Genomic DNA, 12,902 nt, shown 5'->3' with positions numbered 1-12,902 from the left:
TCCACCCCCGGTGCGGACGACTTCGCCCGCACACCGGCTACCGTCGCCAGCATGACCCGTATCGACGTCCCGGCGACGCGCGACCGGCCGCCGGACCACGCCGACGCGGATGCCGTCCTGCCGCCGTCGGGCGGTCGCTGGCGACTTCCCCGTCTGACCGGCTACGACGGTCGGGTACTCGCGCAGGACGCGCTGCTGGCCGGCCTGGTGGTGCTGGCCGAGACGTTGTTGGCAGCGAGCGGGTCGGCCGAGCCGACCGGCGGCGGGTGGCCGATAACGATCACCTGGAGCCTGGTCTGCGCGCTACCGATCGCGCTGAGTCGACTCCTGCCCCAGGTCGCCGTGGTGCTGGCCTTGACCACCGCCGCCGGCGCGGTCCTCGACCGGCACGAGCCGCTCACCGCGATCGTGGCGTTCGTCCTGCTCACCTACACCACTGCGGCCCGCTTCCCGCTGCGTCGGGCCGTCCTTCTGACCACCCTGCTCTGGACACCGATCCTGGCCGCCGCGCTGACACTGCCCGTGCCGGTCGGTTCGATCGGGATCACCCGGGCGTACATGATCTTCACCAACGCGCTGATCGCGCTGGTCTGCTTCTTCGTCGGACGTACCGTGCACGCCCGACGGGCCACGATCCGGGCGCTGGAGGAACGCGCCCGGGTGGCCGAGGAGAACCAACGCTCGATGGCCGACCAGGCGGTCGCCGACGAACGCCGCCGGATCGCCCGCGAACTGCACGACATGGTCGCCCACCACGTCAGCGTGATGAGCGTGCTCGCGACCGGTGCCCGACGGGTGTTGACCCGTGACCCGGTCGCCGCCGACGAGGCGCTCGGCAGCATCGCCGAGACCAGCCGGACCACCCTGCGCGAACTGCGCCGTCTGCTCGACGTGTTGCGAACCGACGCCGAGCCGGCCGCAGACCTGACCCCACAGCCCGGCCTGGCCGGACTCGATGCGCTGGTCGACCAGGTACGCGAGGCGGGTCTGCCGGTCTCACTGCGGGTGGAGGGGACACCCGCGCCACTGGAGCCGAGCCTCGCTCTCACCGTTTTCCGGATCGTGCAGGAGGCGCTCACCAACGCGCTGAAACACGCCGGTACGGCCACCGCCCAGGTCCGGCTCACCTTCGGTGTCTACTGGCTGGTGGTGGAGGTGCTCGACACCGGGCGCGGCCCGTCGCTCGACCCGAACCGTGCCGGGCACGGCCTGGTCGGTATGCGCGAACGGGTTGCCCTCTACGGTGGGACCCTGCGGACCGGCCCCCGTCCCGGCGGAGGTTTCCGGGTGTACGCGAAAGTGCCACTGGAGGCCACCGGTGTGCCGAGCGGCGAGGAGACGGCGTGACCGAACGAAGTGAGGTCACCAACCGGCACAGCCACCCAGGTCACGACGATGACGAGCGCAGCGAGGAGACGGCGTGACCGAACGAAGTGAGGTCACCAACCGGCACAGCCACCCAGGTCACGACGATGACGAGCGCAGCGAGGAGACGGCGTGACCGAACGAAGTGAGGTCACCGGTGCGGCCTGGGTGGACCGTGCGCGGGGTGCCCGTCCGGTACGGATCCTGCTCGCCGACGACCAGCCGCTGTTGCGTACCGGGTTCCGGATGGTGCTCAGCGAGGAGCAGGACCTCGACATCGTGGGCGAGGCCGGCGACGGGTCGGAGGCGGTCGAACTCGCCCGGCGGTTGCTGCCCGACGTGGTGCTGATGGACATCCGGATGCCCCGGATGGACGGAGTGGCCGCGACCCGGGCCATCGTCGATGCCCGGCTGCCGGTACGCGTACTCATCCTGACCACCTTCGACCTCGACGAGTACGTGGTGGGCGCGTTGCGGGCGGGGGCGAGCGGGTTCCTGGCCAAGGATGTGCCCGCAGAGGATCTGGTCAGCGCCATCCGTACCGTCGCCGCCGGGGAGGCGGTGGTCGCGCCGCGGATCCTCAAGCGACTGCTCGACCGCTTCGCCGACCTGTTGCCTGACCCCTCGTCGACCCAGCCGAAGGCGCTCGACGTGCTGACCGAGCGGGAGCGGGAGGTGCTGGTGCACATCGCCCGGGGACTGTCCAACGCGGAGATAGCACGGGCCCTGTCGATCAGTGAGACGACGATCAAGACGCATGTCGGACACGTACTGACCAAACTCTGCCTACGTGACCGGGTGCAGGCCGTGGTGTTCGCGTACGAATCGGGGCTGGTCCGGCCGGGCGGCTGACGTTCCCCTGTCGCTCCCCCGTGAGTCGTACGTCCCAGGGACGGCGCCGACCCTCCTGCGGTCGGAGCCGGCGGTACGCCGGATCGCACCCCGAAACCCTCCGCGCGCAGGATGACCGGATTGCCACGGCCACCTAGCGTAACGGTAGGACGGCGAACGCCGTCATCGACCGAGGGAGAGATCGTGACGGGGACAATACCCGCAGCCAGCGCTCAGGCGGCGGCGCGTGCCAGTGACGTATGGAAGGTATACGGCAGCGGCGAAGCACAGGTCATCGCACTCCGCGGCGTCACCGCCGAATTCGAACAAAGCCGCTACACCGCCATCATGGGACCCAGCGGATCCGGCAAATCAACCCTCATGCACTGCCTCGCCGGACTCGACTCCGTCACCCGCGGCACCATCCACATCGGCAACACCACCGTCACCGGACTCAACGACAACGGACTCACCAAACTCCGCCGCGACAAAGTCGGCTTCATCTTCCAACAATTCAACCTCCTCCCCACCCTCACCGCAGAAGAAAACATCCTCCTCCCCCTCTCCATCGCCGGACGCAAACCAGACCCCGACTGGTACCAGACAGTCATCAAAACCGTCGGCCTCGCCGACCGCCTCCACCACCGACCCAACCAACTCTCCGGCGGCCAACAACAACGCGTCGCCTGCGCCCGCGCACTCGTCGCCCGACCCGACGTCATCTTCGCCGACGAACCCACCGGCAACCTCGACTCCCGCGCCGGCGCCGAAGTCCTCACCTTCCTCCGCGACAGCGTCCGCAACCACCACCAAACCATCGTCATGGTCACCCACGACCCCGTCGCCGCCAGCTACGCCGACCGCGTCATCTTCCTCGCCGACGGCGCCATCGTGGACGAGTTGACCGATCCCACCGCCGAGGCGGTGCTGGACACGCTCAAGCACCTGGACGTGCTGGCGCACCAGCCCGAGGTGGCCTGATGCTGCGCGCCACGCTGAAGAGCCTGCTCTCGCGCAAGCTCCGGCTGGTCCTCTCCGGTTTCGCCATCATCCTCGGTGTGATGTTCGTGGCCAGCGCGTTCGTCCTCACCGACAGCCTCGGTGGCCGGTTCGAGCAGCTGTTCCAGACCATCAACAAGGACGTCGCGGTCCAGGTGCAGGTGACCGACGCCGCCGGGGAGGACCCGAACCCGCCCTTGTTGACCGATGCCGACCTGGGCCGGTTGGCGGCCGTTGACGGAGTCCGCGCGGTCGTCGGTGATGCCAGTTCGGAGGGCCTTACCCCGTTCCGGAAGGAAGACGGCAAGGCCCTGCCGCCCGGGGCACCGCATCTCGGGGTGGGACTGGGCGCCGACGACTTCGTCGCCGACGGTCTGCTCCAGGTGGTCGAGGGCCGAGCTGCCCAGACCGACAACGAGGTGACGCTCACCCGTTACACCGCCGAGCAGACCGGTCACCAGATCGGTGAGCGGATCAAGATCTACGTGCCCCGGAGCGCGAGCAGTTCCGAGTGGACCGTGGTCGGCCTGCTCGAGTATTCCGGCGGGCGGGCGACGCTCGGCGGCGAGACCATGATCGGTTTCACCGTGCCGGAGGCCCAGCGCCTCTTCTACGGACGTACCGGGGTCTTCGGCGCCGCCCAACTCCAGGCGGACTCGGGGGTGTCCCACCAGACGTTGAAGGAACGCGTCGGCACGGCCGTGCCAACCGGCTTCGAGGCCATCACCGGAGAGGAGGCGGCCGAACAGCAGGCCTCAGCCCTGAAGCAGCTGCTCACCTTCGTGAACTGGTTCTTCCTCGGCTTCGCCCTGATCGCGCTCCTGGTCGGGATGTTCCTGATCTTCAACACTTTCAACATCATCATCGCCCAACGGTCCCGGGAACTGGCACTGCTGCGCGCCCTCGGCGCCAGCTGGGGTCAGGTGACCGGCAGCGTACTGGTCGAGGCGGTGGTGGTCGGGCTGATCGCGTCCACCCTCGGTCTGGCCGCCGGGATCGGAGTGGCGGCCGGCCTCCAGTCGCTCGTCGCCGCCTTCGGCTTCCCACTGCCGGAGGGTGGACTCACCATCAGCGGCCTCGCCGTCGGTGTGTCGTACCTGGTGGGTGTGGTGATGACGGTGATCGCCGCGCTGGTCCCGGCGGTCCGTGCCGCCGGGGTGCCACCGATCGCCGCGATGCGGGAGGTGGTCCGACCGGACAAGTCCCTCCGCGGCCTGACCATCACCGGTGGTGTGATCACGCTGATCAGCGCGCTGCTGCTCACCGTCGGGCTGGTCGGGGTGGACGGGCTGACCGCGATCGCACTCGGTGTCGGCGTACTGCTCGCGGTGGTCGGGGTGGCGCTGCTCTCGCCGGCACTCACCCGCCCCGTGGCCGGCACGCTCGGCCGGCTGGTGAGCTGGGGCACGGCAACCGGGATCGGTCGGCGCAACACCCTGCGCAATCCGCGCCGTACGGCGGTGACGGCCGCGGCGCTGATGGTCGGCGTGACCCTGGTCAGCGCGGTCAGCGTGATCGGTGCCTCACTGAAGGCCAGCGTGACCGACCTGGTGGAGAACAACCTCAGTGCCGCCGTCATCGTCACCACCACCCTGGTCGCGCCGCCGAGCGGACGGGAGGGCTTCGACCCGGCGCGGCTGGAGCAGGCGAGCCGGATTCCCGGGGTGACGAGGACCGTCTCGATGCACGCGGCGGTGGTGACCGTGGGGGGTCAGGCAAACTCGTTCCTCCAGGCCACCGACCTGCCCGCCGCCAGGGCGATGTTCGCGCTCGAGGAACAGTCCGGCACCCTGACCCCGACCGGGGAGAACGACGCGGTCGTCGACGACGGCACGGCGGAGACCAACGGCTGGCGGGTCGGCAGCACCTTCGTGGTCGAGATGCCGGTCGGTGGCGCCCGGACGTACACGGTTGCCGGGATCTACCAGCGCACACCGGTGGCCAGCGGCGTACTCGTCTCCGACTCACAGGTGCGGTATCTCGCCGGGCCGCTGGCCCTGCAGGGCTTCGTCCAGGTGTCCGACGGGGCCGACGTGTCGGCGGTGACCCGCCAGATCGAGACGCTCATGTCCGACTATCCGCTGGTCAGCGTCGTCGACCAGGCAACCTTCATCGGCCAGCAGACCGCGGCGGTGGACCAGTTGTTGGCGATCTTCTACGTACTGCTGGCGCTCGCCGTCCTGGTGGCGTTCCTCGGCATCGTGAACACCCTGGTGCTGAGCATCTACGAACGGACCCGGGAACTGGGTCTGCTCCGCGCGGTAGGCATGAACCGCCGGCAGGTCCGGCGGATGGTCCGGGTGGAGTCGCTGCTGATGGCGGTCTTCGGCTGCCTGCTCGGGGTCGGGCTCGGGGTGGCGCTCGGGGTCACGGTCACCGAGGTCATGCGCAACGCGGAGGCGATCACCATGGTCGCGTTGCCGTACGGGCAGCTCATCGGCTTCGTGGTCGCCGCGGCTCTGGCCGGGGTGGTGGCCGCGTGGTGGCCGGCGTGGCGGGCGTCCCGGCTCAACGTCCTGGACGCGATCTCGTACGAGTAGTCGGCACAACCGGCGGGACGGTGCGGGGTGGGCGCGGGTACCCACCCCGCACCGTCTTTTTCGGCGGCCGACTCCGGCCCGGGGTGGGATCGACACCGACGATCCGGGCAAATCGCCACACGGAACGCGTTCATGCGGAAAAATCCGAATGGCGACTGCCCTCGGCCGCTAGCAGTCAGGGGCAACCCTGAGTGGACATCCGGGCCGACCCGCAGCGAAATATCCGCTTCGCCTCCACCTGCGGACGGACGAGTCGGGCGACGACGGCACCGAAGATGGAAACTGCCAGCCGGACCAGGTGCCCGGCCGAACGACTTTCCTTTGAAGGAGAATTCGAGTGACCGCGACGATAGACCAGAATACGCAGGCGGCGGCGCGTGCCAGTGACGTATGGAAGGTATACGGCAGCGGCGAAGCACAGGTCATCGCACTCCGCGGCGTCACCGCCGAATTCGAACAAAGCCGCTACACCGCCATCATGGGACCCAGCGGATCCGGCAAATCAACCCTCATGCACTGCCTCGCCGGACTCGACTCCGTCACCCGCGGCACCATCCACATCGGCAACACCACCGTCACCGGACTCAACGACAACGGACTCACCAAACTCCGCCGCGACAAAGTCGGCTTCATCTTCCAACAATTCAACCTCCTCCCCACCCTCACCGCAGAAGAAAACATCCTCCTCCCCCTCTCCATCGCCGGACGCAAACCAGACCCCGACTGGTACCAGACAGTCATCAAAACCGTCGGCCTCGCCGACCGCCTCCACCACCGACCCAACCAACTCTCCGGCGGCCAACAACAACGCGTCGCCTGCGCCCGCGCCCTCGTCGCCCGACCCGACGTCATCTTCGCCGACGAACCCACCGGCAACCTCGACTCCCGCGCCGGCGCCGAAGTCCTCACCTTCCTCCGCGACAGCGTCCGCAACCACCACCAAACCATCGTCATGGTCACCCACGACCCCGTCGCCGCCAGCTACGCCGACCGCGTCATCTTCCTCGCCGACGGCGCCATCGTCTCGGAGCTGTTCGAGCCGACTCCGGAGACCGTGCTGGACACCATGAAGCGGATCGACGTGCTCGCCGAGGCGGAGAACTGATGCTGCGCGCAACCCTGAAGAGCCTGCTGGCCCGGAAGGTACGGCTGGTCCTCTCCGGACTGGCGGTGGTGCTGGGCGTCATGTTCGTCGCCGGCTCGTTCGTCCTGACCGACACCCTCGGACGTTCCTTCGACTCGGTGTTCAGCGACGCGTACGCCACCACGGACGTGAACGTGGCGGCCAAGCCGAAGGTGGCGTTGAGCGAGTTCGAGGGCGAGCAGATCGCCGCACCGCTGCCCGCCGCCGCACTGGAGACCGTACGGAAGGTGCCCGGCGTCGCCGACGCGACCGGCGTAGTCGCCACCGACGGGGCGCGCCTGATCGGCAGCAACGGCAAGGTGGTCACCTCCTTCGGCCCGCCACAACTGGGCGAGAACTGGACCGGCGAGAACGAGCTGCTGAAGCTGCGTGAGGGGCGCGCGCCGACCGCCGACACCGAGATCGTGATCAACGCCGGGCTGGCCAAGGCGGCCAAGGTCAAGGTCGGCGACCGGGTCGCAGTCCTGGTCGACCTGGCTCCGAAGCAGGAGTTCACCCTGGTCGGCGTCTTCGGCTACAGCGGTGACCGGGACAGCCTCGGCGGTGTCAACGAGGTGGCGTTCACCAACCCGGTCGCCCAGCAGCTCATGCTCGGTGCCCGGGACGTCTACACCAACATCAGCGTTCGCGCCCAGGACGGCGTTTCCCAGGCCGCCCTGCGTGACCGGGTCGCCGCCGCGGTCGGTGACGGGTACGAGGTGAAGACCGGTGAACAGCTCTCCGCCGACTCGGCGGCCGGGTTGAAGGAGGGACTCGCCTTCTTCAACCAGATCCTGCTCGGCTTCGCCGGGGTGGCGCTGCTGGTCGGCACGTTCCTGATTCTCAACACCTTCTCGATCATCGTGGCCCAGCGCACCCGCGAGCTGGCGCTGATGCGGGCGATCGGCGCCAGCGGCCGGCAGGTGGTCCGTTCGGTTCTGGTCGAGGCGGTGGCGATCGGCCTGGTCGCCTCGGCCCTCGGCCTGGGCGCCGGGATCGGGGTCGGCGCGCTGCTGGCGTACGTCTTCGGGCAGTTCGGCGGCGGCCTGGAACTGGCCGGCGTGGGCGTACCACCGGTGGCGGTGATCAGCTCCTTCGCGGTCGGCATCCTGATCACGGTGATCGCCGCGTTGATCCCCGCACTACGCGCGTCCCGGATCCCGCCGATCGCGGCGATGCAGGACGTGGCCACCCCGGACCGTCCGCTCACCCGCCTCACCGTGTCCGGCGCGGTCGTCTCCGTGCTCGGCGCCGGCCTGCTGGCCCTGGGGTTGACCGGCGCGGCCGGCGACAACGTGCTCGGCACCATCCTCGGTGGGGTGCTGCTCGCGTTCATCGGCGTGGCACTGCTGACCCCGATGATCAGTCGTCCGGTGGTGTCGCTGCTCGGCCGGATCTTCTCCTGGTCCGTACCGGGCAAGCTCGGTCGGCTCAACTCGGGACGTAATCCGCGACGGACCGCGATCACCGCGGCTGCCCTGATGATCGGCATCGCGCTGGTCACCGGAGTGACCATCATCCTGGACTCGGCCAAGTCGAGCATCGCCGGCCTGGCCGAGGAGACCATCAGCGCCGACCTGGTGATCTCCGGGGCGCAGTCCGGGCCCAGGCCGCCGACCTTCGACCCGACGGTGCTGGAGCGGGCGACCGAACTGCCCGGCGTCAAGGCCGTCGCCGGCTTCTGGGGCGACCTGGCCGTGGTCAACGGTGTACGGGAGTGGGTCAACGCGACGAACGACGTACCGGCGATGGTCGACATATACGGGGTGAAACCGACCGCCGGCAGCATCGACGGACTCGGCCCGGACCAGGTCCTGGTTGACGCGAGCACGGCCCGTGACATGGGTCTGAGTGTGGGCTCGACGGTCCCGGTGCAGTTGTCGCGGGGTGAGGCGCACACCTATACGGTGCGTGGCATCTACAGCGAATCGGAGCTGTACAGCGGATTCCTGCTGCCGCAGGCGGCGACGAAGGACTTCGCCATCCCCCGGCCGTCGCAGGGTTACCTGCAACTCGACCCGGGCACCTCGGTCGGCCAGGTACTCCCGCAGGTCGAGGCGCTGCTCGCGGACAGCCCGGAGGTGTCGGTCGCCGACCGGGCGACCTTCATCGAACAGCAGACCGGGCAGTTCGACATGCTGCTCACCATGATCCAGATCCTGTTGGCGCTGGCGATCCTGATCGCCGTACTCGGGATCGTGAACACGCTGGCGCTGTCGGTGCTGGAGCGGACCCGTGAACTGGGGCTGCTCCGGGCGATCGGACTCAACCGGGCACGGACCATGTGGATGGTGACCGTCGAGGCCGTAGTGATCTCGGTCTTCGGGGCGTTGCTCGGCATGGCGGTCGGCGCCGGTCTCGGCGCCGCCGTGGTCCGGGCGCTGCGGGACGAGGGCATCACCGACCTGGTGCTGCCCTGGGCCCAGCTGGGCGTCCTGATCGGCCTTGCCGCGGTGGTCGGCGTGGTCGCGGCGGTGCTGCCGGCGATCCGGGCCGCCCGGATCAACGTCCTGGGCGCGATCGCGCACGAATAGCCGCTCCGGGGGGACGGGGGTGTAAGGGCGGCGTCGTACGCGACGCCGCCCTTACGGTGCGGCGTGACCGCCTCGTCCAAGGAGCTCGGTCGGTCGCCGCGACCGGTCATCGTCGCCATGGCGGCGTGGGGCAACGCCCGTCTCGTACCGGAGCAACGCAGCATGATCCTCGTCGACGCCTTCACCGCCGGGCCGGCCGCCAGCCCCGCCATGCGCGCCCGCTACACCAACCCCGACCAGGGCCGCGCACAGCGGGCGGGTGCCCTCTCGGGGGCCACGGCTCAGGCAGGTGGCGTCGGCAGATCCAGTCCGGCCACCAGGCGGGCGAGCAACGCCAGGTCCGCGCCGGTCAGGCTCTCCAACAGGTGTACGCCCTCCGCCGGGTCGAGCGGAACCTCGCTCGGCACCGCGAGTACGGCAGCACCTGCGGCCACCGCGCTCGCCACCCCTGTGGGTGAATCCTCGATCGCCACGCACCGCTCGATCGGTGCGCCGAGCAACCGTGCCGCCGTCAGGTACGGCTCCGGATCGGGTTTGGGGGCCGTCACCTCGTCGCCGCAGACGACCACGTCGAAACTGTCCCGGCCGAGCGTCTCCAGCGCGATCTCGACGAGTTGCCGGCCGGTGGAGGTGACCAGGGCGGTCGGGATGCCGGCGGCCCGGACCAGTTGCAGCAGGCCGAGCGCGCCCGGACGCCAGGGCAACCCGTCGACGAACAACTCGGCCACCCGCTTCTCCAGCCAGGCCGCGCCGTAGGCCGCGTCCCGCCACTCCTGGCCGAGGTCGGCGTGCATGATCGCCATGGAGGTGGCCATGCTGGAGCCGACCATGGCGCGCCGGGCCGGCGCCGAGAGGGTCCCGCCGTAGTGCGCGGCCAACTCGTGCAGGGCGATCTCCCAGATCCGCTCGCTGTCGACGAGCGTGCCGTCCATGTCGAAGAGCACGGCGGCGGGGTGCGAGCCAGTCAGGACGTCCTCCCGGGTAGGAGCGGCAAGTCCCCTGATCATCGCAAGCGCGGTTCGGACCCGTACGCCTACTCCGGGTGAACTGTGGCCGATTCCTCAGCTGGGCGATGCCGGGCAGACGGCTCAGGTGAGGTCGCAGGCGGCGAAGGAGCGGTCGTAGCCGCGGAAGAACGAGTCGATCCGCTGCTCGGCGGTGCCGTGGGAGCCCTCGGCGAACCATGGCTGGTCCGGGTCGTCCCCGACGGCCACCAGACCGGCCCGGAATTCGTCGAGGTCGCCGTCCTGCAGGTCGAGCTGCCTGCTCTGCACCGAGTCACCGAGGTACGCCCCGGCCATGCAGTCGGCCTGCAACTCGGCCTGGATGGTGAACTGGTGCCGGATGCCGAGACGCGCCTGGATCGCGTGCGCGTACTCGTGGCCGAGCAGGAAGAAGATGAACGCGTCGCCGATCTGCCGGAAGGCGCCGACCGCCCAGTTCACGTCGTAGGCGATGAAGTCGCCCGCAGGGCAGTAGACCGCGTTGTTGCGTGGGATCTCCTGTTGGCCGCAGGCGATCTCACCGGACCGGGAGTAGGTGAGCACCCGCCCGACCGCCTCGAACCGCTGACCGGACTCGGTGAAGCGCTCCTGCCAGTACTGCTCGGCGAGGCGGACCGCGCCGGCGATGTCGCGCTCGAACTCCTCGACGCTCATGGTCCCGTCCACCGCCTCACCGGAGGTGCCGGACGGGGCGGCCGAACCAGTCGCGGATGGCTCGCCTGGCTCCGCGCCCGGCGTACCCATGCAGCCGAGTGTCACCGCGAGGGCGACGACCAGGCCGACCACCGCCGCCCCTGGCCTGGACCGGTACGTGGTCTCTACCGTCATCGCGGCCTCCTCGGCGATCGTGCCGCCCGGCAAAACGGCGGTACGTCAATGATTGCCGCTCGAAGGGCCGGTCGCCACGGTCCACGAACGACGGCCACCGGGGGCCTCGGACGGCGGTCGTCCCGCCCGGCCGGGCGTCCTGGTGGGGCGCCCGGCCGGGATCGGTCACTCACCTGGTGGCGACGACCGGGGTCGAGGGTGCCACCGGGGCCGGTGTCACAACGTCCGCCGCTGACCGGGACGCCCGACGCACGGTCGGTACGAGCAGCGCCGCCGCGACGGCCGCCACCGACAGGCCGGCGAGCATCGCGAAGCCGTGGGTGTAACCCGCCTCCCGGGGCAGACCACTGGCCTGGAGGTTGGCGGTGACGATGCTGCTCATCAGGGCGGCCCCGATCGCCCCGCCGATGGTGCGGATGTTGGCGTTCATCCCGACCGCGGCACCGGTGTGGTGGGCCGGCACACTCTTCACGATCAGGTTCGTCATGGCCGAGTAGGCCAGACCGATGCCCAGGCCGAAGACGGCGGCGGCGGCGCCGAGCTGCCAGCGCGCGTCGTGTGCCACGACGAGCCCGGCACAGGCCAACACACTGAAGGCCGCACCGGTGATGAGCTGCGCCTTCGCGCTGAACACCGGTTCGATCCGGCCACTGAGCAGGCCCGCGGCGAACATGGTGACCAGCATCGGCAGCATCAGCAGACCGGCTTCGGTGACGCTCGCGCCGAAGCCGTACCCGGCCGCGCTGGGGGTCTGGGTGAACTGCGGGAGGAAACCGTAGAGGGCGAACATCGCCCCGCCGAAGAGCAGCGCGACCAGGTTGGTGGCCCAGACCGCGGGCAGCCGCATCATCCGCATGTCGATGAGCGGGTTCGCCGAGCGGATCTCGGTGGTGACCCAGCCGGCGAAGATCACGACGGCCGCGACCAGCAGGCCGATCACCTTGGTCGACTGCCAGCCCCACTTCGGCGCCTCGCTGACCGCGAGGAGCAGCGCGACGAGCCACCCGGACATCAGTACGGTGGCGAGCCAGCTGATCCGGCCCCGGTTACGTACCGGCGACTCGGGGACGAACCGGTGTGCCGCGAGCGCGGTGAGTCCGACGATCAGCAGCGGGATCCAGAACAGCCACCGGTAGCCGAGCAGGCCCACGATCGGTCCGGCGAGTACGACGCCGAGGCCGCCGCCGACCGCGATGATGGCCGACATCGTGCCGATCGCGGAGGACATCCGGGACGGTGGGAACTCGTCCCGGATGATGCCGAACGAGAGTGGGAACACCGCGCCACCGATGCCCTGGATGAGCCGGGCGATGATCAGCACGCCGATGTTGGGTGCGATCGCGGCCAGCAGGCAGCCGACCGCGAGTCCCACCAGGGTGAGGACCAGTACCCGTTCCTTGCCGATCATGTCGCCGACCCGGCCGAGGATCGGCGTGAAGATCGCCGCGGAGAGCAGGTAGGCGGTCAACACCCAGGTCACCGTGCTCTGGGAGGTGTGCAGGTCGTGCTGGATCGTGGAGAGCACGGGGCTGATCAACGACTGCATCATCGCGAAAAAGCCGGCGCCGGCGCCGAGCACGGCGAAGGTCACCTGTGGGGACGTACGTCTGGTGGTCGATGCCACGAGGACTTCCTTAAGGGGGACTAGCTGGAATGGTTGCCAGTGGCCCGCCCGGCA

General features: G+C 69.5%; 9 protein-coding genes. 6 read left to right on the top strand and 3 right to left on the bottom strand.

The features are described 5' to 3' along the window. The first annotated feature begins 51 nt into the window (after nucleotides 1–51). The 6 genes from BDK92_RS34795 to BDK92_RS34770 all read left to right on the top strand — a co-directional run bounded on the left by BDK92_RS34795 (nucleotide 52) and on the right by BDK92_RS34770 (nucleotide 9,392). Nucleotides 52–1,347, top strand: a complete 1,296-nt coding sequence (locus BDK92_RS34795; protein WP_121160553.1) for a sensor histidine kinase — start codon at nucleotides 52–54, stop codon at nucleotides 1,345–1,347. Between the two features lie 186 nt (nucleotides 1,348–1,533). Continuing rightward, nucleotides 1,534–2,217, top strand: coding sequence for a response regulator (locus tag BDK92_RS34790; protein WP_281278706.1), 684 nt, complete (start codon nucleotides 1,534–1,536; stop codon nucleotides 2,215–2,217). A gap of 183 nt (nucleotides 2,218–2,400) precedes the next feature. After that, nucleotides 2,401–3,177 carry an ABC transporter ATP-binding protein gene (locus BDK92_RS34785; protein ID WP_246017417.1) on the top strand — a complete coding sequence of 259 codons (777 nt, stop codon included), beginning with the start codon at nucleotides 2,401–2,403 and terminating at the stop codon, nucleotides 3,175–3,177. Then, a complete protein-coding gene (locus BDK92_RS34780; RefSeq protein WP_121160551.1) occupies nucleotides 3,177–5,735 on the top strand; it encodes an ABC transporter permease in 2,559 nt (852 codons plus the stop codon). Before BDK92_RS34785 ends, BDK92_RS34780 begins: the two co-directional genes overlap by 1 nt. 337 nt (nucleotides 5,736–6,072) lie before the next feature. Beyond that, on the top strand, nucleotides 6,073–6,840 hold the full coding sequence (locus BDK92_RS34775) for an ABC transporter ATP-binding protein (protein WP_121160550.1): 768 nt from the start codon (nucleotides 6,073–6,075) through the stop codon (nucleotides 6,838–6,840). Then, nucleotides 6,840–9,392 carry an ABC transporter permease gene (locus BDK92_RS34770; protein ID WP_121160549.1) on the top strand — a complete coding sequence of 851 codons (2,553 nt, stop codon included), beginning with the start codon at nucleotides 6,840–6,842 and terminating at the stop codon, nucleotides 9,390–9,392. The genes BDK92_RS34775 and BDK92_RS34770 overlap by 1 nt, the downstream gene beginning before the upstream one ends. Before the next feature lie 281 nt (nucleotides 9,393–9,673). Here the strand turns inward: BDK92_RS34770 and BDK92_RS34760 are convergent, their stop codons facing one another. From BDK92_RS34760 to BDK92_RS34750, 3 genes are all read right to left on the bottom strand, one after another. Then, complete coding sequence (locus BDK92_RS34760; protein WP_121160548.1) at nucleotides 9,674–10,336, bottom strand: HAD family hydrolase; 663 nt, start codon at nucleotides 10,334–10,336, stop codon at nucleotides 9,674–9,676. Between the two features lie 144 nt (nucleotides 10,337–10,480). Beyond that, nucleotides 10,481–11,224 (bottom strand): neutral zinc metallopeptidase, encoded by a 744-nt coding sequence (locus BDK92_RS34755; protein ID WP_121162853.1) that lies wholly within the window; start codon nucleotides 11,222–11,224, stop codon nucleotides 10,481–10,483. A 169-nt stretch (nucleotides 11,225–11,393) separates the two neighbouring features. Next, nucleotides 11,394–12,848, bottom strand: a complete 1,455-nt coding sequence (locus BDK92_RS34750) for an MFS transporter (RefSeq protein WP_121160547.1) — start codon at nucleotides 12,846–12,848, stop codon at nucleotides 11,394–11,396. Between the last annotated feature and the right edge of the window lie 54 nt (nucleotides 12,849–12,902).

Origin of the sequence: Micromonospora pisi, from assembly GCF_003633685.1 — a bacterium.
GTDB lineage: Bacteria > Actinomycetota > Actinomycetes > Mycobacteriales > Micromonosporaceae > Micromonospora_G > Micromonospora_G pisi.
This window is presented reverse-complemented; position numbering and strand designations above follow the sequence as displayed.

Bases quoted from the DNA above. Each gene is read 5' to 3' on its own strand.
- BDK92_RS34795 (WP_121160553.1), top strand. From the start codon at position 52: ATGACCCGTATCGACGTCCCGGCGACGCGCGACCGGCCGCCGGACCAC.
- BDK92_RS34780 (WP_121160551.1), top strand. From the start codon at position 3,177: ATGCTGCGCGCCACGCTGAAGAGCCTGCTCTCGCGCAAGCTCCGGCTG.
- BDK92_RS34770 (WP_121160549.1), top strand. From the start codon at position 6,840: ATGCTGCGCGCAACCCTGAAGAGCCTGCTGGCCCGGAAGGTACGGCTG.
- BDK92_RS34755 (WP_121162853.1), bottom strand. From the start codon at position 11,224: ATGACGGTAGAGACCACGTACCGGTCCAGGCCAGGGGCGGCGGTGGTC.